Raw genomic sequence first — 25,223 nt, 5'->3', positions numbered from 1 at the left:
ATTCTTGGAATTGGAAGGGAATCTTTACTAATTTCATTTTATAAAAACCACCAATTAATGTCAGTACTTGTTATAAGAAGTTTTGAAGATTTTGAAAAATTCAACGGTCAAGATCTAGGAACATCGGACTATTTCAGAATCACCCAAAATCAAATCAATCTTTTTGCTGATGCCACCCATGATCACCAATGGATTCATTGTGACCCTGAACGAGCCAAAAAAGAAGGCGCCTTTGGCAATACCATCGCCCATGGTTACCTCACCTTGAGCATTGTCCCTCACCTTTGGGATCAAATCGTCAAGGTGGAAAATCTCAAAATGATGATCAATTACGGTATTGAGACTTTGCGATTTGCTCAGGCAGTGACGGTGGATAGCGAAGTCAGACTAGCGGCGAAATTAAAAAACGTGGCAAACCTACGGGGAACAGTAAAAGCTGAGGTGGAAGTGAAACTGGAGATTAAGGATCAAAAAAAGCCTGCTTTCACAGGCGTTTTAGTATTCCTTTACCATTTTCATTAATCAAAGGCGAGAAGATCATTGACTACTGTTGCAGCACAGGCACAGCCAAAGGCAGCAGGCAGAAATGACATGGTCCCATAAGCTGATTTCTTGAAGTTTTTCCCGTCAGTTAGCATCAGGCTTTCTTTGATTACCCTTTCTGTAGAAAATACCGCCTTGAATCCGGAATTAATATTGCGATAGCGGAGCTTTTTCCGGACAAACTTCGCGAGTTTACATTCATAGGTTTCGGAGATATCCACCACCTGAATTTTGGTGGGATCTACTTTTCCTCCAGCTCCCATGGAACTAACCAAAGGAAATCCTCGATTGAATGCCCCTTCAATCAAGTGCAGCTTTGGTGTGAAACTGTCAATACAATCCACCACGTAATCAAACTCGTTTGCCTGCAATAAGGCGGTCATGTCATGGGGATTTAGAAACTGACGGATGGTATGAATCTTCAATTTCGGATTGATCGAAAGTAGGCGCTGCTCCATCCATTCCGCTTTGGACTGGCCCACATTGAGCTGGGTAGCAGGAAGCTGTCGATTAACATTGGAAATATCCACGGTGTCTCCATCGATAATGGTCATTTCTCCGACTCCGGATCTACAAATAAATTCGGCAGCAAAGGATCCCACTCCTCCTAATCCAACAACCAGCACATGCTTTCCGGCAAGTTTTTCAAGACCTTCCCTACCGATTATCAGTTCGGTTCGGCTCAGCCAGGCAAATTCACTCATTTGATTTTTCTTGATGAAATGCTATTCCAATTTTTCTGAACAAGATCTGATAGGTCTTGCTCAGAAAGGCCCAAAATTAGGGAAGCAGCCTGATAAATTTGAGCAATTGGAAGATTGGAATCATCAGTTTCCAAAAAAATCTTGTTTTGGGGACAATCCTTAAGCCATTGAGAAGCATTGCTATTTTCTATTAAAAGATGTTTCCCAAAGGAAAAATAGACTGGAAAAAGTAGCAGTTGATTGGCTAATTCTGGCTTGAGATTCCATCCATGCCAGATAATTGGGGGAGGATTTTTTTCGTTCTTCAAATACTCAACCAACAAATCATGCCCTTTCACACAATGAAGAATCAGTGGAATTTCAAGTTGACTAGCTAGGCTTGCCTGAGCCTGAAATGCTTTTTTTTGGATGCCAATTTTTGGTCCTTTAATACGATCAAAGCCACATTCTCCAATAGCTAAAACTCCCTGATTTTGTTTTGCTAGCTTTTCCACCAGCTTAATTGATTCCTCCCAATTTTGATCCAAAAACCAGGGATGCAAGCCCACAGAAAAACTCCCTTCGGGGATTTCCCCCGAAAGATCCCAATTAAAAATGGATTCGCTACTTTGCCCTTGGTGTGTATGAAAATCCCAAAATTTCATAGCGCTAAGCTTCACCTTTTCCCTAAAAAAAACAAAGCCTCTCAAATTTGAGAGGCTTGTCCCTTATTAATCTAGTCTATTTCGTTCTTCCTGACTTCCCGAGGTAGATCTTACTCGGAAGCTCTCCCCTTTGGCGAAGTTGTATCTCAAAGTGAATCGAATTCCCTGATTGCTTCGGTATTGTCTAAATGAGGTGTCGATTTCTGCAAAGTCAATTTTCGCTTTGATCACTTGTGTTCTGAACAAGTCTGTTCCGTTTACAGAAAGAGAAAGCTTGTCTTTCATCATGGATTTGGTCACACCCAAATCAACCCATCCAAAACCTTCGATCAAACCTTGACCCCAAATCTGTGGGCCTAAATACATCCCCATCAATTCCATTTTGAATCCTTTTGGCAAAGTGAAGTTTTGCTGAGTTCTGACCATATAAGAAACCTGCCCTACATCTAGGATATCTTCTCCGATTTGAGATTGGAACTGGTTATAATTCACCTGCACCATGTTTGAGGTATTCCACCACTTCTTGATCTCGAAAGGCAAAATCGCTCTAAAGTTGGCATTTCTGGTCTTGTCAAAATTATCGGTAAAGGTAGTAGTGGTTCTTTCCTCCTGATCCTGCTCAAAAACCTGCATAAAGGCATCTTCTGTAACGCTATAGCCCAAGGTAAACTGGAACGCTCCATTGATCACGTGGTTCATTTCAAAATTGGTGGAATACTGAGGCGTCAAACCTGGGTTTCCTCTTTCTGAAGTCAAAGGATCAATGTAGTACACAAAAGGATTCAGCAAGCGATAATTAGGACGCGTAATTCTACGGTTGGCATTGTACACGATTTGATACTTTTCACTCACTTTTTGCTGTACAAAAAGACTTGGGAATAAGTTGAAGTACTGCTGGGTATTGACCTCCTCCAAAGTCACCGAGTTTCCGGTGATATCTGAATATTCCCCTCTCAAGCCTACCTGATAGCTAATTTTCGGATTGAAAGAACCCTTGATAGAAGCATAGGCAGCCAATACATTCTCGTTATAGATAAAGCGATTGGAATTTGGATCTGGCTCAAAAGGTCCTTCTCCAACTGACCGGCTTAAGTCTAGATCATTGTCAGATTGCACCCAGCTTCCTTTTAAACCAGTTTCAAAGATTTTCCCACCTTTCAATGGTTTGGTGAAGTCCACCTTGGAAGTGAAAATCGTGTAATACATGTCGTTCAATGTTTGGATTCTATCGTCAGTCCCAGAGTTCGAATCATTACCATCCCAGTAACTATTATCCAAAAGAGAAGTACTGGAATTATCCATCACGGTAAAATCTACGTCCGCTGAAATTTTGGTACCTAAAGTATCCAACTTTGCATCATAGTGAAGATTGGAAAACAAGCGGTTTCTTTTTCCTTCTGCATCATTCAGGGACTGGATGTAGCTGTTGTAATCCAAACCTGGATTAGTCACCGTGCTTTTTGAGGAACTTGAATTGATGTCAGTAGAAGCAGATGCCTGAACGTTGATTGCCAGATTCTGATTTTTGTTGATTTCATAATTGGCAGATCCTACAAAAGAAGGAGTCTTATATCTAGAGGTGATTCTGGACTCCTGATTGAAGCTTGAAATTCCTTCTTCCAAAGTGAAATTTCGATAAATGTTTAAATCATTGTAGTTAGCAAATTCATTGTAATTAAAGGTGCCATTGGTAGACCACTTGCCCTTTTTCACATTTAGCGTTGCTCCTCCATTGGGTGCATATTGGCCGTTGTATTGGCCTCCAAACTGGATATTCCCAAATACACCATCAACCGAGTTTTTCTTCAATTGAATATTGATCACACCGGCTGAACCTTCCGCATCAAATCTTGCAGAAGGATTATTGATCACTTCAATACTCTTGATATTATCTGCAGGCATGGAACGAAGGAAATTAGCCAAGTCGGTCGCGCTCATGTAGCTTGGACGATCATTGATCATCACAGTGGCTCCGGTTCTTCCATTAAGATTGATATTTCCATCCTGATCTACATAGATACCCGGAGATCTTCCGATCACGTCGAGGGCATTTGAGCCCTCAGCCATCACAGTTCCTTCCACATTGACAATGGTTTTGTCAGGCTCAATGATAATCTCAGGACGGGAAGCTTTAACAGTAACCTCATCCAGACCGGTCATTTCATCTTCGATAGTGATCTTTCCAAATTCCTTGGAAATCCCAGGCTGAAGATCAAAAGGTTCGGTTGAGAAGGTTTTGTACCCAATGGAGGATACTACCAGTTTAACTTTGGCGCTTTTCACGGACTCGATCAGGAAGTTACCGTCCTCATCGGAAACAGCTCCATCCACCAAACCTCCTTCTGTTGAAATTAAGGCTACGTTAGCATAAGGCACTGGCTGGCCTTTTTGATCTTCCACCTTTCCGGAAATCTTTGCGACTTCTTTTGGAGCGGCGGCAAGGTTGCTTACCCCAAGCAAATAAATAAGAAGGGTAAGAAAAATAAAGTTGGTCGTTTTCATGACTGAATAGATTGGCTTAGTTTATACTCGTACCATTCTATAGGAAAAGGAAGTGCCAAGAGGGGAAAACCCCTCCAAAATGGCTAAAAAAGCAGATTTGAGGTTCTCCGAAAAAAATGACTGTATCAAATCCGAACAATATTTTATTCGGTATAGGACAAAAAAATCCCGAATCGTTAAGATCCGGGATTCTATTATTCCATTGAATTAGGCTTACAAAGCCGCCATATATCGCTTATTTACTTCTGCCCAATTCACTAGATTCCAGAATGCTCCGATGTAATCAGGTCTTCTGTTTTGGTAATGCAGGTAGTAGGCATGTTCCCACACATCCAAGCCAAGGATTGGAGTACCTTTGATTTCGGCAACATCCATAAGTGGGTTATCCTGATTAGGAGTAGAAACTACTTCCAGAGTTCCTGAAGCCGTTACGATCAACCAAGCCCAGCCAGAGCCAAAACGGGTTGCTGCAGCCTTATTGAATACCTCTTTGAATCCGTCAAAATTGCCAAACTTAGCATTGATAGCTCCTGCCAAATCACCTGTAGGTTCTCCTCCACCAGTTGGAGAAAGGATTTCCCAAAAAAGGCTGTGGTTCCAATGCCCACCACCGTTATTTCTTACTGCGGTGTTTGAACCAGCTACATGCATAAGCTCTTCCAGAGACTTATTTTCTAAATCTGTACCGGCAATAGCGTTGTTTAGGTTGGTCACGTACGCATTGTGATGCTTTCCATGGTGGATTTCCATTGTTCTTGCATCGATATGCGGCTCAAGAGCATTAAAAGCATAAGGTAATGATGGGAGTGTAAAAGCCATTTTATTAAAATTTAGGGTTAAACATTTAGTACAATTTCGTCAGCTAAGCTGTGTTTTGTCAACCAGACTTCTTCAAAAAAGGTTTCTTCTTGTAAAAAAAGTCTTATTCTCTGAGCTTTTTGAAAAACTCATTAACCAAGTCTTGTGCAGGTTCAGCCATTATGCCAGAAAAAACTTTGGTTTTGGGATGCAACATGGAATCATTGCATTGGTGAAAACCTCGTTTCGGGTCAGAGGCAGCATAATAAACTTCCCCTATTTGTGACCAAAAAAGCGCACCGGCACACATCGGGCAAGGCTCTAAGGTCACATAAAGTCGACAGTCAATTAAATATTTTGCTCCCAAATAGTTTGCCGCTGAGGTTATGGCAATCATTTCGGCATGAGCAGTGACATCTTGGAGCTTTTCCGTCTGATTATACCCTCTTCCTATGATTTTATTCTTGGAAACTATTACTGCCCCAACAGGTATTTCCCCTTCTTCAAAGGCAATTTTTGCCTGCTTGAGGGCTTCATTCATGAAATACTCGTGTGTGAAAAGCTCCAATTTTTGGAATTTAGAACATGGCTAGGATTTCATCCCGAACACCCTTGTTGATGATCACTGCAAGAATCAAGGAAACTACCAAACCTATCAAAGCTTTGAAAACGTCTTTTCTACCTAATCTGAAAGCCCGAACCAACCACGCATTTCGCTTTTTGGCTTTACCATGCTTACCTAATGCTATGGCCAATTCTCTACCTGCCAAAAGTCCAATAAATACCCAAGTGGTACTCATTGGTACATTATTATACATTTTAAAATAGAAAAGGATAATTGCATACACCAAATCCACGATAGTCGCCGCCCTTACATCTGTAACATTTGACTTTTCATTGACAATGGCTTGAATTTTATCTCCTTTCAGATAAAAAAGAAATCCTAAACCAAGGAATACGAAACCTGTGTATACCGAAAATTCAAATACATCCAATTGTCGCGGTAGGAATACGGCAATATTTGCAGCGTCCTGCATGATCCAAACTGCCCAAAGAATTCCAGAAGTAATCCACTGCAAAACCATCCAATAGGGCTTGGCTTCTCCTTTCAGATAGTTCTTGAAGAACCTCTCCAATACAAACCAAACCACAATGGCCATCCCAAAAGCCAAAATATATCCAACAAAACTTTTGAACATGACATCTACGATGGTTCCGGCTTTGTAGGTAAAAACATTCAGTAAAAGGAAGGTGGTAGATACTGGCATTCTCATCCTAGTCATGATGAGTAGGACTATTGGAGCTGCTAGCTGAAGAAATACAAAGCTCTCAGGAGCCTTTTCTAAGCCTGGAACGCTGAGGCGCTCATAACTAACATCTCCGTCATATGTAAACCAACTATAGGTAACCGTGGCTACGAAAATCAAGCCCATAAACAACCAAAGCAACCACCAAGGTCGCTTGCTATTGGAAGCAATAAATGTCCCGATGGTCTGGATACTGTCATTGGCAATGGCAGAGTAGGCTGCCAGAGCAAACCCAAACCACATTGCCGCATAAGTATAGGGGGTGATAAGTCCTGCGACAGAAATCAGAACACAGATGGTTACAAGAAAAGGACGCTCGCTTTTTGTAAAGTCAAACAGGGAATAAGCGGTTTTGGAAAGCTTATCTTGGTTGATGTTCTGATCGATTTGCTTTTTTTTCATTGCCTGGAGAGGGCTGATAAACGGTCAAAATTACAGAAGATATATTGGACCTCATGTTAACAAATTGTTAACTATGCTGAAAATCTTTTCTATAGCCCACTCTTGGAATGATTTTTCACAAAAAAATTTCAACTTTTGCCAAAATATTTTAGATAAATTCTGAATACTGGTATTCCCGATTAGGAGTTGTATTGACTGAATTTTACCTTGAATGAATGGAAAACTTGGGAATCCAAAAACCTGACAAAAATAAAAAAGCAAAAAACCTGATCGCGGTTTTGTTGGGTTTGATCCTGTTTATTTTTTCAATTGATCTGCTCACTGTAGCAATGGCCGCTATAAATGATACAGTGGCCGGCGAAATTCTTCAGGCTACCAGAAATCCTTTTATCAGTCTATTTATTGGACTTTTGGTTACCGCTCTGATCCAAAGCAGTTCAACGGTTACGGCAAGTATAGTGGCAATCGTAGCATCAGGAAACATGACTCTGCAACAGGCAGTCCCTATGGTTCTTGGTGCAAATATCGGTACTACGTTGACCTCCACTTTGGTTTCTTTTTCTTACTTGATGGAGAAAAAAGAGTTCAGAAGAGCCCTATCCGCAGGAATCGTACACGATTTATTCAATATTCTAACTGTTTTGATTTTACTTCCTTTGGAAGTTTACCTAGGCTTTTTATCTGGATTGGCACAAAAAATTGTGGGCTGGTTCGGTTTTGATGAATCCTTTGAGGGACCAATTGTGTATAACAAGCTCTTCACAAGACCATTGACAGAGTGGATTACAGATCATATTAGTATTCCATTTTTGACCATGATCTTGGCCGTTTTCTCGGTTTTTGCTGCTATAAAAATTCTTTCCACTGCCATGTACAAATCCTTTGTGCTGGACAGTTTTAATAATATCAATAACCTGATTTTCAAAAAGACAGGCTTGGCATTTCTTTATGGTACATTTTTCACAGCTTTAGTTCAATCTAGCACAGTTACCACTTCATTGGTTGTTCCCTTGGTGGCAAATAGACGAGTTAGCCTCGCCAAGAGCTTCCCATTTATTATCGGAGCAAATCTAGGAACCACAATTACTGCTGTCATTGCTTCCCTGTACAAGTCTGAAGCTGCTATTGCACTAGCCATTGTGCATATTCTTTTCAATAGTATTGGCGCACTGATTTTCTTGCCCTTTCCTGAAATCAGAAAAATTCCTGTTCGAATGGCGAATTATATGGGGAAAAAGGCTGTGGACAATCGAATCGTAGGGTTCGCCTATATTTTGCTGACTTTCTTTATCATTCCTTTTCTCCTAATCTATTTCAGCAAAGATTAAGATTCCCGGGATCTGAGTTCTTTCATCAGGGAAACAGCCGAACTGGTTCCTATCCGATCAGCTCCAGCGCGGATTAATTCCAAAGCAAAATCCAGCGTTTTAATTCCCCCACTTGCTTTGATCCCAACACCCGAGGATAATGTCTGCCGCATCAATTGGATGTCTTCGATCTTTGCTCCAGTGGGGGCATACCCAGTTGAAGTTTTTACAAAATCTGCTCCTGCCTCCTGGCAGATCAGACAAGCTTCTCGGATTTGCGCTGTGCTGAGGTAGGCAGTCTCGATGATTACTTTAAGAATCCGCTCTTCTTCATGGCACAATTTGGCTATTTGGGCGATTTCAATCTTTGGCCAATTCATACCCGAATGAAAAGCAGTCTGAGACCATACCAAGTCCAATTCATCTGCCCCATTTTTGATGGCTTCTTTGGTTTCTGCCACTTTGGTAGCTGTATCCTCAAATCCAAAAGGAAAGCCAATGACAGTGACTACCTGAATATCCTCGTCTTTTAATTCTCTTTTTGCCTTTTTCACCCAAAAGGAAGGAATACATACCCCAATAAATTGCTCTTCGATGGCATCTCGAATCAATAAATCCACATCCTTGTCCGTCATTGTAGGCTTGAGGACTGTAGATTCCAAAAATCTGTTCAAATTCTTCATCGGAATTATTCTTCTTGGTTTACAAAATCCATCAAATACATAAACTCAAGAGTCAAATCCCCATCTCTGGTGACAGTTGCCCTTTCCAAAATGGGTGAATTTTCCTCAAACAAGGCTGGGATCACCCATTTGCTGAGATGCCTACCAAATTCCTCACTGGATTCTCTGGGCAATTCGCAGGGAAGGTTGTCAATAGCCATGACGGAGATACTCGTCTGACTCCCAAATGCTGGAATTTCTGCACCAGATTCCCTTTCGATATCATAAATCGGGTCTGTGATAGTTGATGCTCTTATGGTCGTCGGAATTGATCCTCTTATGTCACAAGTAATGTCTGCAATTACGGAAATAGAAAAGTCAGGGGACTTGATATCCTCCATGGTAAATAATCTCGGGGCACCGGGATTCCAATATCCTCCTCCAATCAAAACTTCACCGACTTCGGCAAATTTCTGGAAATGGCTTTCATATTTTTCGGGGCTGGAATAAAACTCCTCCTTATCAAATCCCCCATCACTTTTTCTGCGATTAAAATCTTCGGATTTCAACACCACAAAAACCGGCTCCTCATAATATGAATGAATAAAATCATGGGCGCTGACCTCTTGTATACCCAATGCTCCTAAAATTTCCTTTATTCCTTTCCCCACTCTTCCAGTTCCAATTACAATGATTTTTATAGGAGGTAGCTGGATCTTTTTGAGTTCATTTAGGAGATCTGAAAGCCCATCTAAATTTCGGGCTCTTTCAATTTCATACAAACCGGTTTTCTGCCCATACGTCCAAAGCGCATTGTAGGCACCTACAATTCCAGCCCATCTTCCAAAAGCCACCACTCTATTCCCTTCCTCATTCTTGAGAGCTTCATAATCAATCAACCTGATATTCTTGGCTAAAATAGCTTTCAAAAGCGGGCGGTTATAGGCTTGCTTTTTAATGGTATGGGAGAAAAAAAAGTAAGTTTTTTCTGGGAGTAAATTGCTAATTGGGACTTCCTTAACCCCAAAAAGAATATCTGCCTCGGACACGTCATTCACCACTCTAACTCCCGCCTGGATGTATTCTTGATCATCGAAACATCTATTCGGACTAGATTCTACCAAAAATTCAAGGTCTTCTCCATAGTTAAGAATCAATTCCTTTATTTGTGTCGGAGTAAAGGGAACTCGCTTATCTGGTGGGTTTTTTCCTTCACGGATTATTCCGATTTTAATCATGGGGTTTATTTCCGGGTTTAATTCCTGATAATGGCAAATGTACTATTGATCCTCAGCTGGGTCTTATTCTATTTCTTGCACACTGCGCTAGCTTCAGGCAAGTTAAAAAGATTTTTGGAGGCGGAATGGCCAAGATTCTATAAAAACTATCGCCTTTTCTACACTTTATTATCAATCCTGCTTTTTTCAGGAATCTTTTTTCAGGCATTATTCCTGTCCGTTCATCATCTCTTCGACTCTCGTGGATTCCCCAGGTATTTGGGTTATTTATTGGCGACCCTAGGCATAGTGGTATTCAGTAGATCAATGAAGGAGATTTCTGTGAATAACTTCCTTTTCAAAGAGGAAAAAAAATCGACCGAATTAATCCAAAAAGGGATTTACAGCAAATCAAGGCACCCATTATACTTAGGCATAACGCTGGTTTTTCTGGGGTATTTTTTAGTGGCTGGAACCTTGGGATCTTTGATTCATTTGGCCTGTTTGGCCCTATACCTTCCCTTTGGAATTTATTTCGAGGAGAAAAATTTGGTTGCCCTTTTCGGAGAAAGCTATAGAAAATACAAACAAGAGATCCCGGCCTTTTTCCCGAAGATCTTTAACTAAAAAAAGGGCTTTAGAGCCCTTTTTTAATCTAGTCCTAGGAAATCAATATTAAATACCAAAATTGAGTTGGCGGGTATTCTGGTCTCCTCCTTGTCCCGATAGGCCAAAGGTGAGGGAATCACAAATACCGCCTTGGTTTTTGGCCGGATTCTATTGAATGCAATATCCCACCCGAATATTACCTGATTGGTATTTAGAATAAATCGGAGAGGAATGTAATCCCTTTTTTCATCGAAAATGTCATTATCTCTAGCTACATTTTCATAGCTGGTATCAAAGACGGTACCGTCCTCCATCAAAAACCCTGTATAATCAGTATAGATTACTGAATTGGTAATTGGACGAGAACCTGCTCCTTCTTCCTGAACAATGATCACCACACCTGATGGATCATGGATTCTATAGATACTATCAATTTTTGCAGTATCAAGATAGGCATCGATTTTAACCCTGTCCTTTGCCAAATTTCCCTCATAATCGTAAACCGGACCAATGTTAAACGGATTGGTTGGCTCACAGGAAAATAGGGCAATGAGGCCTAGGAAAAATACAGGTAAAACTTTTTTGATCATGGATTGAGATGATTGACTCCGAGCTTCACATTCTTAAGCTCTAGTTCAAATATTAAAGGAGAATTTGATGGCACAGGACCTTGGGGCTGTGAACCATATCCAAGTCTGGAAGGGAAAATTACTGTAGCTTTTTCCCCTTCTCTCATCAGGGAGACGGCAAATTCAAATCCGGATATTGTTAAACCATAGCCTAACGGATATTTTAAAGGGGTATAATTTCTTGTGGAGTTATAAATCCCCTGATCCTTTGCAAACTGTTCTTTCGATGTATCGAAATATTTATTTGACAATAATTTCCCAGCATAGTCTACCGTCACGGTATCCCCACGAAGAAGATTATTGATTTTAGGATCTGTTGAAACTTGCCAAAACATGTAAAACCCTTCAATCGGTTCTGAGTATTCTTTCACAGAGGAGATCGGATTTTCCAGCAAATACTTCGCAATAGCCTCTTTGTCTCGCTCCAGAATAACTTCTTGAGTTTGGTCTGGATCTACACAGGAGGCAATAGAAATGGCTCCGACAAGAAGTGTTAGGAAAGCAATCCACCTGTTTTTCATAGTTCGGCTTTGAAATTAATGTTGATTATTTCTGAACGTCGGTAACTTCTACGTCGAAAATCAAAATTGAGTTTGCTGGAATTAGTGCTCCTGCTCCAGCCTCACCATAAGCAAGCGGAGAAGGAATCAAGAATTTAGCTTTAGAGCCTTTTTTCAACAACATCAAACCCTCATCCCATCCCGGAATTACCTGACCCATTCCAACATTTACTGGAAGTGGCTCATAAGGTCTTTCTTCACTGAAGACATTATTAGCTTTAGCGATTTCTTCGATGGAGGTATCAAACAAAGTTCCGTCCAACAAATACCCGGCATAGTTCACATACATGGTAGTACCAGGAGTAGTAGCCTCACCGGTTCCTTCTTTTTCGATTACGTAATACAAGCCATTTTCAGTCTTTTGAACAGTAAGGCCTTTTTCAGCAGCATAAGCTTCGATTTTTTGACCTTCCTCTACTACAAGAACTTTGGCCCTTTCAGCGCTTTTAGCCTGCTCAGCCATCATTACTTCCATGTAATAGGCCTGCATTGCAGAATCAGTTTTCACGTCGAATGCACCCAATTTCACGGTAAGCAAATCATCCTCTTTCAAGAATTCAGGTTGATTGCCATTGAAAATGATCTTTGCAGTAGACTTGAATGTAATGGAATCTCCTTTTTTTAAGTTTAGGAAAATCTCATCCATTCCGTTTTGAGGAGTAAGGGTATCCGTAGCCATCAAATAGCCTGGAAAAGGCTGATTCAAAGTCGTATATATTACAGAATCGCTAGCGGTAGAAATCTCCAAATTGTAAAGAAGGAAATCCCCATTAGGAGCTTTTTCTGTTCCCTCTTTGATATAAGTGTATTCAATCCCGTCCTTTTCAGTGACTTTCGATTTTTGACAGGAGGAAAGAGTACTCACACCTACAGTAAGTGCAAGAGCTGCCAAAAGGCTGTGTTTGTTTTTCATAAAGTATAAGAGAATTTTCAAGGTATTCTTAAAGTTGAGCTTTAGTTAGCAGTGACGCTTTCGGAGTGAAACAGTTCCTCCTGACTTTCTTCCACGAGCTTTTCAAAATACTCGACGGTTTCTTTCAGGCTTTGTGTTGATTTACCTCCAGCAGCATTTTTATGACCTCCTCCGTTGAAGTAGGACGCAGCAAATTTGTTGATTGCTACTTCGGTACTTGATCTAAAAGAGATTTTTATTCCGTCTTCCCGTTCAGAAAACAATGCGGCAAGTTTAATCCCATCCAAAGATAGGGCATAATTCACCAGACCTTCGGTATCTCCAGTCTGGCTTTGATATTTTTTAAGATCTTTTTTGCTGATAACGAAATAGGCTGTATGGATATCCTCTCTCACCACCAATCTTCTGGTGATCGCAAAACCGATAAATTTCAAACGATTAACAGAATTGGAATCATAAATCCAATTGGCGATTTGGGATACATCTGCTCCCAAATCAATCAATTCAGCAACCACGAGATGGACATTTTTGGTGGTATTTGGATGCCTAAATCCACCCGTATCTGTCATGATTCCTGCGTAAAGACATTCTGCAATGTCTTTATCAATCAGATTCTTATCCCCCAACTTGACAATGAGTTCATAAACCAACTCACAAGTTGCAGCGGCTTGTGTACTCCAGAATTTAAATTTTGCGAAATCCTCAGGATCCTGGTGATGGTCTATATTGACAACGAAGGCATCGGATTTACGGATCATTTCACCCAATTCATTTACCCGGTTTAAAACCGAGAAATCAAGGCAAAAAATCATTTCTGCCTCATTGAGTTTTTTCACAGCCAAATCCCTGTCCACTTGTTTGCTAAAATCAAGCACGAATTCGTTCCCCTTCATCCAATTCAGGAAAGAAGGATAATCCGTAGGAGTCACCACCGTAACCTCATGTCCTTTCTTAATCAGGTAATTAGCCAGACCTAAAGAGGAACCCAATGCATCCGCATCAGGCTTTACGTGAGTGGTGATGAATATTTTTTTGGGTGAGGAAAGTTCTTTTTCAAACGTAGCTAAAGCTTCCATTTAGTCTAATTCAGCGGCACTTTTGGCTCCAATAGCCTGCAAAGGTCTACATTTTTTTTAGAATTGCCAAAGTACCAACTTCACTGAAAATGAAGACTCTACAAGATTAATCCTAAAGATTAGACCTGATTTGTCCTGAAAAACCCTATTTTTGCGGCCAAATTAAACCAAATCATTCCCATGGCAGGAAACAGAACATTCACTATGATCAAGCCTGACGCGTTCGAAGCAGGCAATTCAGGCGCAATCTTGAAAATGATCGAAGAAGCAGGCTTTAAAATCGTAGCCATGAAAGCTACCCGATTGACTCCAGAACTAGCCGGTAAATTTTACGAAGTGCATAAGGAAAGACCTTTCTACGCAGACCTTTGCAAATACATGTCTTCTGGACCAATCATCGCTGCTATTTTGGAAAAAGATAATGCAGTGGAAGATTTCAGAACTTTGATCGGTGCTACTAATCCTGCAAATGCTGCAGAAGGAACCATCAGAAAAATATTTGCCAAGTCTATCGAAGCCAATGCAGTTCATGGATCAGATTCTGACGAAAATGCTGCTATCGAAGGCAATTTCTACTTCTCTCAGTTGGAAAGAGTTCTATAATCTGAACATCTTCTGAAAAGTACTAAAACAAAAAAGCGCCGAATTGGCGCTTTTTGCTTTTTATCTTTTCAAGCTTACCAGCTTCCTCCGGCTCCACCTCCTCCAAAGGATCCTCCTCCGAAGCCGCCAAAACCTCCTCCGCCACCGAATCCTCCTCCACCTCCAAAGGAACCTCTTCCCCCTGAGAAATCTCCCCACTTTCCTCGGCTGGAACCTTTAAGCATATTGGCCAGCATAATAGTAGTCCAAAGGTCTATTCCTCCTCCTTTTCCACCCATGTGGTTGTCGTTATCCTTACGGTTTTTGATCAATGGAATGATGATAAAAAACAGGATAAACAAGAAAATCAGAATTGCCGCTCCACCATGGTTTCCATCTGAAGTGACTTCATCCGCTTTGTATTCTCCTGAGGCAAGTTTGATGATCATATCCGTGGCCTGGTCCAAACCCTGATAATAAGCCTCCATTTTGAAATTGGGAATAATCAGGTTGTTCACGATCCGTTTGGCCAATGCATCAGGAACTGCCCCTTCCATTCCATAACCAGTCGCAATAAAAACCTTCCGGTCATTCATTGCGGCCAAAATGAGAATGCCATTATCATTATTTGCCCCGCCAATTCCCCAAGCTTGAGCTAATCTCTGAGAGTAATCTGCAATTTCATACTCTCCAGTAGACCGCATCATCACAATGGCTATCTGGGTAGACGTACTGTCGTTGTAAGCCACCAGTTTTCGTTCCAGCTGATTAACCTCCTCGCTACTCAAAGTTCCTGTAAAGTCATTGACCAATTTGGGAGGGTTAGGTACAGGAGGGAAATCCTGCCCAAATCCAACTTGGAAAAGAAAAAAAGAAAGTAGTAGAAGAACGGGCTTTTTACCCAAAGGAAATCTCATCTGATAGTTCGTTTTGGTCTGACTTAGCATCATACGGGAAATGCGTTCTCAACTGCTCTCCGGCTTGATGTATTCCGGCAATTAGTCCTTTGGTAAAATTCCCCTGACGAAACTGTTCAGCTATGAGGTCCTTACATTTTTCCCAAAAATCTTTGGGAACCACTGAATTGATCCCTGCATCGCCTATGATGGCAAACTTATGATCTTCTACAGCCAAATAGACCAAGACCCCATTTCGTTCTTTGGTTTGGTACATTTTCAAAGTTTCGAAAACCTCTGCTGCTCGATCCATTACGTCGCCTTTGCAGTGGTTTTCGATATGAACTTGAATTTCCCCGGAAGTACGAAGCTCAGCCGATTGAATTGCTTCAACGATGCTCTTTTTTTCTTCCTGAGAAAATAATTTTTCAGCCATGATCTAGATTAGAATTGGACTGTTGGCGCATTTTCAGCACCCGCAGCTGCCTCAAAATACCCTTTCGTTTCGAAGCCATACCAGCCTGCGAAAATGTTATTAGGGAAGGTTCTGAGGTTGGAATTAAAGTCCTGAACGGATTCATTGAAGTTTCTTCTGGCAACAGAAATTCTATTTTCAGTTCCTTCCAATTGGGCCTGAAGCTCCAAGAAATTCTGATTTGCCTTGAGGTCAGGATATTTTTCTACAGTGACCAAGAGTCTGCTCAATGCGCCTGAAAGTTGGTCTTGTGCCTGCTGGAATTCAGCCAATTTTTCAGGAGTCAAGTTAGTCGGGTCAATCTGAATAGAAGTGGCTTTTGCCCGTGCTTCTACAACACCAGTCAAAGTTTCCTGCTCAAATTCTGCATAGCCCTTAACCGTATTCACCAAGTTGGGAATCAAATCCGCTCTACGCTGGTATTGCGTCTGGACTTCTGCCCATTGGCCATTGATTACTTCTTCTTTTTGAACAAACATGTTGTAAGTGCCAACTGCCTTGGTATAGATGAAAATACCGACTACAGCTAGGATGGCGATTGGAATAAGGAGTTTTTTCATAGTTCTAAGTTGATTTTAAAGCGAGGAGAGTTCACGTAAATCTTCCTCTTTTGTTTTCACTTGGATCAAATTTACCCAAATTTTCTTTTGTAAGTAGAAATACTAAATCTGCTTTCTAAGGAAGATGCTTACTTTGTAGTCACTGAATTGGTTGATATCATTGTTGATATACCTCCTCATTTCAAATTGGATTTCCCTTCCTTCCTCTGACCTTAGCAATTTAAAAACCTCAGTAAGTTCCCATAAAAATGTCGGAACCTTATTGATGGAAAGTATTTCATCAAATGGTAAAATACCAACTCTATAAGCTGGAGACCCTGGTCTTACTTCCCCTATAAAAATCCGGTTTTCATCATTTGGCACTTTTTTGACTATAAGACCACTCATGTCAAATTCAAAGGGAGTATAGAAAGTCTGCCCTTTTCTCACCAAAAATTTCTTTCTTGGATAGTCTAAAATTATCCTTGTTTTCCCCAAGACTTCAGACCCTAGGCTTCCCATTCTGCCAGAGGCTTTAATTATGGAGCTATAGTCAGTCTCTTCAGGATATGAAGTCAATACCTCCTCCATAGTCAAACCTCCCAAATTAAGCGCTGAAACTCTCCCTATATATCCATACAAAACACCACCTAAAGATTGTCCCAACTCAGATTCAATAAACTCAAGAGGCATTTTGATTGAGTCTGAAGTTTCTCTATTGAGTAAAAGCCCATGATTTGCCCCTGTATCAACCAATAATTTAGCCTTCAATTTTGGACCATTGCTTTGCTTAATCTTTGCCTGGATATAGGCTTTACTATCATCAATGGACATGTCCAGTTTTCTATAAAACGGAGGTTTCCATTTCATGGCCTTTTCTCTAAAAAAATCCAACCACCCATCGTCATAATTGACTCTTATGGGATTGTATTTGAAAAATTCATATCCAAGCACTCCATAAACAGGTACCCCGATTACAGATTCCAATTCAAAAAAATCTTCCTCTAAGACCAATAAACTTTGGAGTCTTCCTTCCACAGGACCCACATCCAAGGTATTTATGGGAGAAACCTGAGCCATGATTTGATCACTTCCATCAGCTCCGACTATGTTTATCCTCCGGGTATATTCAAGCCCCAGAGCATCGCCTAATTTTTTGCTAAAAAGTATATTCGATTTTACTCCAGTATCTACCAAAAAATTGACAGCCTCATTGCCATTAATCGAAACAGGAATAATGATCAAACTATTGGAAGAATAGAATGGAATTCTAACCATACGTTTATCCTCCTTCATAAAAAATCCAGGTACCTGAGCCTCAAGTAGTAAAGGCAAAAGCAGTGAAAAAAACCAAAGAAGATGTTTTTTCAAGAGGTAGATAAGTTGGGTGAATGGTCTCTATAAGTTAACAACTTTAAAAGAGTCCTTTACTTTTAAAAATCGAATTCTGCCAAGAATTGTTGCAAAACAAAGTCATAACTTCTTTCCAATTTAGAATGAACCCAAATTAGATGGCCAATGGGCTTCTAGGTTGCCTAAAAAATCAGAAAATTTCATCTTTAAAATTATCTCACATTCCCATGGCTAATACAGTACTGATCGAAAAGGCGAAAAAAATCTTCGAAAACTTTCTTTCCAAACAAGGCAGCCGGAAAACTCCTGAGCGATTTTCTGTGATTGACGAACTGTATTTATTGCCGGAAGATGAGCATATCGACGTAGAAGGGCTTTTTCTCAAAATGAGAAACAAGGGTTATACGATCAGTCGGGCCACTATTTACAATACTTTGGACCTCTTGGTTGAAAGTGGTTTAGCGGTAAAACACCAGTTCAAGGACAAGGTTGCTTTGTACGAACAGGCACTAACCTATAAGCATCACGATCATCACGTATGCAACCAGTGCCGCAAAATCCGTGAGTTTTCAGATCCAAAAATCAATGAAATCAAAGAGGCGATGGGTAAAAGCTTCCAATCGGCCATCACCAGTCATTCCCTTGTTTTGTATGGGGATTGTAAAATTGAGAATTGCGAAAATCTCAAGGATTTACAGCCCTTTTAAACATCTTTTTATAGATGGGTTTTCTATAGGAAAACAGAACCCACATTGCTGGATATAAAAGTAGAGTCAAAAGTCCCAAAGGAGCCTCAAAAGTGATTTCATCCCGAATTTTTGACTGGATCCCAGAAGAAATTACCCGGTGTCGGTGATGCCATTTTTTAAGGAAAAAGGGTAATTCAATTCCTTCGTCTACAAAGCAAAACTCAAATTCATTGGTGAATCCCTCTTTGATTTCACTGGTCCATTTTTGCTTGAAAAGAAGGAAATTCAACTCTAGGCTGACTAAATCCCCCTTTTCACAGCCATCAAATCGAATGACTTTTACCGGAGGAAATGGAGGGCTTAACTTTTTGAATAGCTTTTCCGTGAATCCGGATTTTACATCCAAATAGCCCTGCTCGACGGTAGTTTCTAGGGTCAATTTCATTAAAAACTTAGGATAAATAGTAAAAACAAAATCAGCCAAATCACATCCATAAAGTGCCAATAGACAGTAAATAAGCGGATTCTCATTTTTTCAAAAGGATTGGTCACCAAGATCAGCCGCCTGATCCCATCCTCTTGAGTTTTTCTCAACTGATAGAGGAGAATCAAAGCAAAAACCATGGCTCCCAACAGGTGAAAAATATGGATTCCGGAAAGTACATATAGAAAGCTTCCGCTTGGAATTCCGGTGAAACTCACTCCCATTTGATCCAATTCTTTCCATCCTGCAAACTGTAAAACAGTAAAGGCAATTCCCAAAAGGAAAGTGTTTCTAAGAGAACTTTCCAACTCAGGAATCCTTTCCTCCTGATAGTAAAGTCTCATTTTAGTAGCTGTATATCCACTTAAGACAAGCAAAAATGTAGAAATCAGAAAGGAAACCGGTATGTGCTTGTTAAATCCGGCGAGCTGATGCAAACCAGAAAAGAGAAAAGCAGCTGTCAGAAAAAGGAAAATAAGGCCACTACTGACCATGCCAAGATAGAGCAGCATCTCGTATGGATGCAGCCTTTCCATTTTTTGGAGAAAGGTTGATGATGTATTCGAGTCTCCCATGCAATCTCAAACATTTTAACGGGCACTTGGTTCAGAAAATTACCATTTCAGAAGAATTAAGTCTAGTAAAGCTCAAAAGCCCTAAATTTGCGCATTCAACCTAGGCACCCCATTCCAAAATTAGCCCACTGTGGATCGACAGTCCTTCATTTCTCTATACCAAGCCGACCCGATTTTTCAGACCTTAAGTCTTCAGCTAAGTTCTAAAGACCAGTTTAAAATTCAGCTTCGAGGTCTTTCCGGTAGCTTGGATATGGTATTGCTCGCTTCCTATTTTGAGCAAAAAGGAGGAACTCATCTAATCATTGCACAGGACAAGGAAGAGGCCGCTTATTTCAATTCAGATTTGCAAAACCTCTTGGGTATTGAAGATCATCTAGTTTTCCCAGGAAGCTTCAAGCGCCCTTATCAGTATGACGAAGTGGATAATGCCAACGTGCTGATGAGAGCAGAGATTTTGAATAAAATCTTAGAGACCAAAAGAAAATCAAGCCTGATCATCACCTATCCTGAGGCTCTTTATGAAAAGGTGATTAACAAAAGATCCTTGGTGGAAAATACCTTTTCGGTAAGAGTTGGAGAGGCAGTAGACATGGAGTTTGTGACTGAGCTATTGTCGAGCTATGACTTTGAGCGAACGGATTTTGTCTATGAGCCAGGGCAATTTGCTATCCGGGGAGGGATTTTGGACGTTTTCTCTTATTCCTTTGAGCATCCTTATCGACTGGAGCTATTTGGAAAAGAGGTAGAAAGCATTCGAACATTCGATCCTGAAACTCAGCTTTCCATAGCTTCAGTAGATCAGATTTCTCTGATCCCGAACGTACAAACCAAGCTTTTGCAGGAAGTACGTCAGTCTTTTTTGGAGTTTTTACCACAAGAAACCATCGTTTGGTTGAAAGATTTTCAACTCACTGCTGACGTGATGGAGGAGTGTTTTCATAAAGCAGAACAGGCTTTTCAGCAGATTGTCAAAGCTACACACACCGAAAAATTACTTCTAAAACCTGAAGATTTATTTGATGGAGCAAAGCCTTTTACCAACCAAATCAAACAATTCTCAACAGTAGAGTTTGGGCGTCAATTTTATCTCAAGACAGAAAATAAAATTGTTTGGGACAGTCAGCCTCAGCCATCCTTCAATAAAAATTTTGATCTGCTGGTAGCCAATCTTTCCGAAAATGAAAAATCTGGAATCACCAATCTAATTACCGCAGAAAATGAAAAGCAGATTGATCGGCTTTTAGGTATTTTTCATGAGCTAGATCCTACTCTACACGTCCAAAGCATGCTTTTAGGATTGAGAGAGGGTTTTGTCGACAGAAACCTAAAAATCGCATGCTATACAGATCATCAGCTTTTTGAGCGATTTCATCGCTATAAAACCAAAGCAAAGGCCAGCAAATCAAAGGCACTAACTATAAAAGAGCTAAAAAGTCTGCATCCTGGGGACTTTGTGGTGCATATCGATTATGGGGTAGGTCGCTTTGCAGGTTTGGAAAAAGTGGATGTCGGGGGGAAAATGCAGGAAGCGGTCCGATTGATTTTTAGGGACGATGACCTCCTGTATGTTAACATTCACTCCCTTCATAAAATCTCAAAATATTCCGGACAGGAAGGCCAAGTTCCTTCCATGTCCAAATTGGGATCACCGGATTGGGAGAATAAAAAGAGTCGGGTCAAAAAGCAGGTTAAGGACATTGCCAAGGATTTGATAAACCTTTATGCCAAGCGAAGGTCAGCTCCAGGATTTCAATTTTCCAAGGATTCAGTTTTACAGATTGAGTTGGAATCCTCATTTATCTATGAGGATACTCCGGATCAGGCTTTAGCCACTTCAGATGTAAAATCTGATATGGAAAAAAATTACCCCATGGATCGATTGGTTTGTGGAGATGTGGGATTTGGGAAAACGGAGGTTGCTATTCGGGCGGCTTTCAAAGCTGTTAATGACCGAAAGCAAGTGGCGGTTTTGGTTCCTACGACCATCTTGGCCATGCAGCATTTTCAAACCTTCAAGGAAAGGCTAGAAAATTTCCCAGTAAAGGTGGATTATATCAATCGCTTCCGAACAACCAAGGAAGTCAAAGAAATCGTCAATCAAGTCAAAACCGGAGAAATTGATATTCTGGTCGGAACTCATAAGATTGTTAACAAAGACATTGAATTCAAGGATCTTGGCCTTTTGATAATTGATGAGGAGCAGAAGTTTGGGGTAAAGGTGAAAGATCAATTGAAAAATCTTCGCGTCAACGTGGATGTACTCACCTTGACAGCCACTCCAATCCCTAGAACACTTCATTTTTCCTTGATGGGAGCAAGGGATCTTTCAGTAATTGCCACTGCTCCTCCCAATAGGCAACCTGTAACAACTGAAGTCCAAACTTTCCAAGAAGAAATCATCCGCGACTCAGTGGCTTATGAATTGAGGAGAGGAGGGCAGGTGTTTTTTGTTCACAATCGTGTAGGAGAAATAGATAGCATCGCAAACTTGATCAAAAAGCTGGTTCCAGATGCCCGGGTAATTGGTGCTCATGGTCAAATGGACGGAAAGAAGCTTGAAAAAATCATGGTTGATTTTATCAATCATGAATACGATGTGCTTGTTTCAACCAATATCATCGAATCAGGCTTGGATATTCCAAATGCCAATACAATCATCATTAATCGGGCTCACATGTTTGGCTTGAGCGATCTTCACCAGATGCGGGGACGAGTTGGTCGAAGTAACAAAAAGGCTTTCTGCTACCTTTTGACCCCTCCGATGTCTGGATTGACTCCTGAAGCAAGGAAAAGATTGCAGACTTTGGAAGAATTTTCCGATCTGGGAGATGGGTTTAAGGTAGCCATGAAGGATTTGGATATTCGGGGAGCCGGCAATCTTTTGGGTGCAGAGCAAAGTGGATTTATCACTGATTTGGGCTTTGAGATGTATCACAAGATTCTCGATGAGGCAGTTCAAGAACTGAAGGAAAATGAATTTGCTGCGCTTTTCGAAACCGATCTTAAGGAAAAAGTAAAGGTTTTGGTACAAGATTGTACCATTGAAACGGACTTGGAACTCCTTATTCCGGAAGAATATGTTGGAAATATCAGCGAACGATTAGGCCTATATTCCAAGCTGGATTCCATCAAAAATGAGGAAGAATTGAGCAAATTTTCTTCCATGCTTTCAGATAGATTTGGCCCTCTTCCAGAGACCGTGAAAGATCTGATGGAAACTGTTCGCCTAAGGTGGTTGGCTGAAAAATTGGGAATCGAAAAGCTAGTGTTGAAGGGCAAACAAATGAAGTGTTACTTATTGCCTTCTGGCCGGGATGATTTTTATTCCTCAGGGATTTTTGGAGGAATTATGAAATTTGTCCAACTCCATCCAAAAAATTGTAAAATAAAGGAGTACAAAAATCGTTTGATTCTTACCATTGAAGGGATAAAGTCGATCAAAGAAGCGGAAAAGATGCTTTTAGAAATGAAATAGAGAAAAAAAATTCAAAATTTAACTGGCATAAATATTGCGCTTTCGCATGAGTATTTTGCAGAATATGCCTCAATTATTGATTTCAAGGCCTTTTGCAAATACTCACAAAAATAAAAATCATTGGAACTAGATTTCAATGCCTATATATTAGCAATCTGAAATAGACCTAACATCTGAAATATGCGTCTTACAAACAACTCTTGGGGAATGTGGGCATCAGCTTTTATGCTGGTTTCTGCAAGCTTTTTATCTTCTTGTAACAAAACTCCTGGGTACGGAAGACGTACCGCCAATGATCCGGGTAAGAAAAGTGCGACAACTGGATCTGAATTTTCTTTCGACGAAAATGATTCCACAAACTTTTTCGTAGCTAGAAGAGCTGAGCAAATTCCTGGTCCAAATTTGAAATTTATCCAAGGCGGTAGAACTGTGCTTGGTTCTCAGGAAGATGACGTAATGGCTTTCCGGGACAATTTGGAAAGAACTGTTTCAATTGCCTCTTTTTACATGGACGAAACTGAAATCACTAACAATGATTACAGAGAATTTTTGTTTTACATGAAGAAAAAGGTAAGCGCTGATTCTGTGGCCAAGCTTGAGCCAGCCGATAACGTTTGGTCTGGAGCGATGTCTTTCAATGATTTGTATCAGTCTTATTATTTCCGTTTCCCCGGTTTCAATTTTTATCCAGTAGCTGGAGTTTCTTGGAAGCAAGCAAATACTTATTCTAAATGGAGAACTGATTTCGTTCAGGATTTAGTAAGAGAAGAAAGAGGAATTGATTCTTCCTTCACTAAAAATCAATTGATCGAAAGAGGTGTGGCGATGGCAGATTTCCGTCTTCCAAATGAGGCAGAATGGGAATATGCAGCAAAAGCCATGATCGGTACCCAATATTTGGATGAAAACCAGGAATATGGACGAATCTATCCATGGGACGGAAGAGGGGTTAGAAATCCATACAATGTGAAAAGAAAAGGTAAACAAGGTGATTTCTTAGCCAACTTCAAAAGAGGCCGTGGTGACTACGCCGGTATTTCTGGTAATCAAAGAAATGACGGTGAGATTCTTCCTACCAACGTTTATGACATGGCTCCAAATGATTTTGGATTGTATCATATGGCTGGAAACATGAACGAATGGGTTTATGACGTTTACAGACCGTTGACTTTCCAAGATGCTGATGATCTTAACCCACTTAGAAAAGATGGAGTTTATGACGAGCAGGAAAACTATGAAACCTCAATGTTTACTGACGAATTAAGAGTATACAAAGGAGGTTCTTGGAAAGATGTAGCTTATTGGCTTGCTCCAGGAACTAGAAGATTTATGCACCAAGATTCTGCTACCAACCACATTGGTTTTAGATGTGCAATGATCTCTATTGGAGAACGAGGAAAATAACATTCCAATATCACTTAAATACAAGCCCGATTTATTCGGGCTTTTTTTTTGAAAAGGAAAAAATGAAAAGCCTGAATTTTACAGAGAATCTTCATAAGCTAGGAGGAAATGGTTAAGGACTAATCAGGAAAAATTCGACTCCGTTTGACTTATCATTTTTAAAAAGGAAGTAGAAAACCTAACATTTCTTTAGATAAAGCAATCAATGTTGCTTTATGCCTTGGATGGGTAGATAGTAAACCCAACAAAAGAGATAAAGAAAGCTTCTATTTATATTTTTCAAAGCGCAATCCAAAAAGCAACTGGAGCAAAGTCAATAAAGAAAAGGTCGCAAAACTGATAAAAGAGAATAAAATGGGAGCTTCTGGGCTAGCCATGGTTGAACTTGCTAAAGTCAATAGAACATGGAATGCTCTAAATGAAGTTGACGTGCATATCGAACCAAAGGACCATTTGTGGGAATTTTCTTAAGATTTCGTCACTTTTCAGTTTTGGAAAGAATTCCGGTCCTCCGCTAGAAGAGGAATTTTAGAGTGGATTTATAACGCAAAAACAGAAAATACTCGGTTGAAAAGAATTCAAGAAACGGTCAAACTTGCCGAAAAGAATTTAAGGGCCAATTCCTTCCCCAAACCTTTCTAAACCAAAAAGGCCTTCGAGATGAAGGCCTTTTTTGATGGTTAGGATTTGTTATCTGTTCTGTTTTGTGGTGCTTACATGGTATCCACCTTCTTCTGTCTGCCGGTGTAGCCGTAGGAGGTCTTGCCCACTCTCAGCTCGGTACGTCTGTTCAGCTGGTGCATCGCAGGGGTACAGGTCACCTCGTCACAGTTGTGGATAGGTCGGGTCTTGCCAAACCACTGGTACTCCAGTCT

At 40.5% G+C, this 25,223-nt stretch carries 26 protein-coding genes; 8 read left to right on the top strand and 18 right to left on the bottom strand.

Features of this window, described 5'->3' with window-relative positions; genetic code table 11:
- Positions 1 to 57: 57 nt before the first annotated feature.
- On the top strand, positions 58 to 522 hold the full coding sequence (locus DFQ04_RS18085; protein WP_133558513.1) for a MaoC family dehydratase: 465 nt from the start codon (positions 58 to 60) through the stop codon (positions 520 to 522).
- Here DFQ04_RS18085 and DFQ04_RS18080 read toward each other — a convergent pair.
- From DFQ04_RS18080 to DFQ04_RS18055, 6 genes are all read right to left on the bottom strand, one after another.
- Positions 519 to 1,247 (bottom strand): tRNA threonylcarbamoyladenosine dehydratase, encoded by a 729-nt coding sequence (locus DFQ04_RS18080; RefSeq protein WP_133558511.1) that lies wholly within the window; start codon positions 1,245 to 1,247, stop codon positions 519 to 521. The genes DFQ04_RS18085 and DFQ04_RS18080 overlap by 4 nt on opposite strands.
- Positions 1,244 to 1,891: a TatD family hydrolase gene (locus DFQ04_RS18075; RefSeq protein ID WP_133558509.1), complete on the bottom strand. Its 648-nt coding sequence runs from the start codon at positions 1,889 to 1,891 to the stop codon at positions 1,244 to 1,246. Before DFQ04_RS18075 ends, DFQ04_RS18080 begins: the two co-directional genes overlap by 4 nt.
- Before the next feature lie 66 nt (positions 1,892 to 1,957).
- Complete coding sequence (locus DFQ04_RS18070; RefSeq protein WP_133558507.1) at positions 1,958 to 4,393, bottom strand: outer membrane beta-barrel protein; 2,436 nt, start codon at positions 4,391 to 4,393, stop codon at positions 1,958 to 1,960.
- 213 nt (positions 4,394 to 4,606) lie between these two features.
- A complete protein-coding gene (locus DFQ04_RS18065; RefSeq protein WP_133558505.1) occupies positions 4,607 to 5,212 on the bottom strand; it encodes a superoxide dismutase in 606 nt (201 codons plus the stop codon).
- A 103-nt stretch (positions 5,213 to 5,315) separates the two neighbouring features.
- Positions 5,316 to 5,759: a nucleoside deaminase gene (locus tag DFQ04_RS18060; RefSeq protein WP_133558503.1), complete on the bottom strand. Its 444-nt coding sequence runs from the start codon at positions 5,757 to 5,759 to the stop codon at positions 5,316 to 5,318.
- A gap of 10 nt (positions 5,760 to 5,769) precedes the next feature.
- Positions 5,770 to 6,900: a hypothetical protein gene (locus tag DFQ04_RS18055; protein WP_133558501.1), complete on the bottom strand. Its 1,131-nt coding sequence runs from the start codon at positions 6,898 to 6,900 to the stop codon at positions 5,770 to 5,772.
- A gap of 215 nt (positions 6,901 to 7,115) precedes the next feature.
- Between DFQ04_RS18055 and DFQ04_RS18050 the strand changes: the two genes are divergently transcribed.
- Positions 7,116 to 8,228 carry a Na/Pi symporter gene (locus tag DFQ04_RS18050; protein ID WP_133558498.1) on the top strand — a complete coding sequence of 371 codons (1,113 nt, stop codon included), beginning with the start codon at positions 7,116 to 7,118 and terminating at the stop codon, positions 8,226 to 8,228.
- Here DFQ04_RS18050 and deoC read toward each other — a convergent pair.
- Both deoC and DFQ04_RS18040 read right to left on the bottom strand, forming a co-directional pair.
- Positions 8,225 to 8,890 carry a deoxyribose-phosphate aldolase gene (gene deoC, locus DFQ04_RS18045; RefSeq protein ID WP_133558496.1) on the bottom strand — a complete coding sequence of 222 codons (666 nt, stop codon included), beginning with the start codon at positions 8,888 to 8,890 and terminating at the stop codon, positions 8,225 to 8,227. The genes DFQ04_RS18050 and deoC overlap by 4 nt on opposite strands.
- Positions 8,891 to 8,895: 5 nt before the next feature.
- Entirely contained in the window at positions 8,896 to 10,107 is a 1,212-nt protein-coding gene (locus DFQ04_RS18040) for an NAD(P)-dependent oxidoreductase (protein ID WP_449353864.1), read from the bottom strand.
- A 30-nt stretch (positions 10,108 to 10,137) separates the two neighbouring features.
- Between DFQ04_RS18040 and DFQ04_RS18035 the strand changes: the two genes are divergently transcribed.
- The gene (locus DFQ04_RS18035) at positions 10,138 to 10,713 is read left to right on the top strand and encodes a methyltransferase family protein (protein ID WP_133558495.1); all 576 of its coding nucleotides are present in this window, start codon (positions 10,138 to 10,140) and stop codon (positions 10,711 to 10,713) included.
- A 23-nt stretch (positions 10,714 to 10,736) separates the two neighbouring features.
- Here DFQ04_RS18035 and DFQ04_RS18030 read toward each other — a convergent pair whose 3' ends face one another.
- From DFQ04_RS18030 to DFQ04_RS18015, 4 genes are read right to left on the bottom strand one after another with little or no spacing between them, the layout of a single operon-like run.
- Positions 10,737 to 11,285, bottom strand: coding sequence for an FKBP-type peptidyl-prolyl cis-trans isomerase (locus DFQ04_RS18030; RefSeq protein WP_133558493.1), 549 nt, complete (start codon positions 11,283 to 11,285; stop codon positions 10,737 to 10,739).
- Complete coding sequence (locus DFQ04_RS18025) at positions 11,282 to 11,845, bottom strand: FKBP-type peptidyl-prolyl cis-trans isomerase (protein ID WP_133558491.1); 564 nt, start codon at positions 11,843 to 11,845, stop codon at positions 11,282 to 11,284. The genes DFQ04_RS18030 and DFQ04_RS18025 overlap by 4 nt, the downstream gene beginning before the upstream one ends.
- A 25-nt stretch (positions 11,846 to 11,870) precedes the next feature.
- Complete coding sequence (locus DFQ04_RS18020) at positions 11,871 to 12,797, bottom strand: FKBP-type peptidyl-prolyl cis-trans isomerase (RefSeq protein ID WP_133558489.1); 927 nt, start codon at positions 12,795 to 12,797, stop codon at positions 11,871 to 11,873.
- Positions 12,798 to 12,838: 41 nt separating this feature from the next.
- A complete protein-coding gene (locus DFQ04_RS18015) occupies positions 12,839 to 13,873 on the bottom strand; it encodes a DHH family phosphoesterase (RefSeq protein WP_133558487.1) in 1,035 nt (344 codons plus the stop codon).
- A 180-nt stretch (positions 13,874 to 14,053) separates the two neighbouring features.
- Here DFQ04_RS18015 and DFQ04_RS18010 point away from each other — a divergent pair, with 180 nt between their 5' ends.
- Positions 14,054 to 14,476 carry a nucleoside-diphosphate kinase gene (locus tag DFQ04_RS18010; protein WP_133558485.1) on the top strand — a complete coding sequence of 141 codons (423 nt, stop codon included), beginning with the start codon at positions 14,054 to 14,056 and terminating at the stop codon, positions 14,474 to 14,476.
- 74 nt (positions 14,477 to 14,550) lie between these two features.
- Here DFQ04_RS18010 and DFQ04_RS18005 read toward each other — a convergent pair whose 3' ends face one another.
- The 4 genes from DFQ04_RS18005 to DFQ04_RS17990 form a co-directional block, all read right to left on the bottom strand.
- Positions 14,551 to 15,372, bottom strand: a complete 822-nt coding sequence (locus tag DFQ04_RS18005; RefSeq protein ID WP_133558483.1) for a TPM domain-containing protein — start codon at positions 15,370 to 15,372, stop codon at positions 14,551 to 14,553.
- Positions 15,353 to 15,787, bottom strand: a complete 435-nt coding sequence (locus DFQ04_RS18000; RefSeq protein ID WP_133558481.1) for a TPM domain-containing protein — start codon at positions 15,785 to 15,787, stop codon at positions 15,353 to 15,355. Before DFQ04_RS18000 ends, DFQ04_RS18005 begins: the two co-directional genes overlap by 20 nt.
- A gap of 8 nt (positions 15,788 to 15,795) precedes the next feature.
- Positions 15,796 to 16,386, bottom strand: a complete 591-nt coding sequence (locus DFQ04_RS17995; RefSeq protein ID WP_133558479.1) for a LemA family protein — start codon at positions 16,384 to 16,386, stop codon at positions 15,796 to 15,798.
- A gap of 102 nt (positions 16,387 to 16,488) precedes the next feature.
- Entirely contained in the window at positions 16,489 to 17,661 is a 1,173-nt protein-coding gene (locus tag DFQ04_RS17990; protein ID WP_133558477.1) for a retroviral-like aspartic protease family protein, read from the bottom strand.
- A gap of 284 nt (positions 17,662 to 17,945) precedes the next feature.
- Here DFQ04_RS17990 and DFQ04_RS17985 point away from each other — a divergent pair, with 284 nt between their 5' ends.
- On the top strand, positions 17,946 to 18,425 hold the full coding sequence (locus tag DFQ04_RS17985; RefSeq protein ID WP_133558475.1) for a Fur family transcriptional regulator: 480 nt from the start codon (positions 17,946 to 17,948) through the stop codon (positions 18,423 to 18,425).
- On the opposite strand, the gene DFQ04_RS17980 is transcribed toward DFQ04_RS17985, so the two are convergent.
- Positions 18,403 to 18,852, bottom strand: a complete 450-nt coding sequence (locus tag DFQ04_RS17980; protein ID WP_133558473.1) for an SRPBCC family protein — start codon at positions 18,850 to 18,852, stop codon at positions 18,403 to 18,405. The two genes, DFQ04_RS17985 and DFQ04_RS17980, sit on opposite strands and share 23 nt — an antisense overlap.
- Positions 18,852 to 19,427, bottom strand: a complete 576-nt coding sequence (locus tag DFQ04_RS17975; RefSeq protein WP_243739719.1) for a cytochrome c oxidase subunit 3 — start codon at positions 19,425 to 19,427, stop codon at positions 18,852 to 18,854. Before DFQ04_RS17975 ends, DFQ04_RS17980 begins: the two co-directional genes overlap by 1 nt.
- A 169-nt stretch (positions 19,428 to 19,596) precedes the next feature.
- Between DFQ04_RS17975 and mfd the strand changes: the two genes are divergently transcribed.
- The 3 genes from mfd (at position 19,597) to DFQ04_RS18505 (ending at position 24,990) form a co-directional block, all read left to right on the top strand.
- A complete protein-coding gene (mfd, locus tag DFQ04_RS17970) occupies positions 19,597 to 22,944 on the top strand; it encodes a transcription-repair coupling factor (RefSeq protein ID WP_133558469.1) in 3,348 nt (1,115 codons plus the stop codon).
- A gap of 180 nt (positions 22,945 to 23,124) precedes the next feature.
- Positions 23,125 to 24,348: a gliding motility lipoprotein GldJ gene (gene gldJ / locus DFQ04_RS17965; protein WP_133558467.1), complete on the top strand. Its 1,224-nt coding sequence runs from the start codon at positions 23,125 to 23,127 to the stop codon at positions 24,346 to 24,348.
- A 525-nt stretch (positions 24,349 to 24,873) separates the two neighbouring features.
- Positions 24,874 to 24,990: a YdeI/OmpD-associated family protein gene (locus DFQ04_RS18505; protein ID WP_394345585.1), complete on the top strand. Its 117-nt coding sequence runs from the start codon at positions 24,874 to 24,876 to the stop codon at positions 24,988 to 24,990.
- Positions 24,991 to 25,223 lie beyond the last annotated feature (233 nt).

Source organism: Algoriphagus boseongensis (assembly GCF_004362805.1).
Lineage (GTDB): Bacteria > Bacteroidota > Bacteroidia > Cytophagales > Cyclobacteriaceae > Algoriphagus > Algoriphagus boseongensis.
The sequence above is the reverse complement of the archived record's forward strand: the minus strand, read 5'-3'. Positions and strand labels throughout refer to the sequence as shown.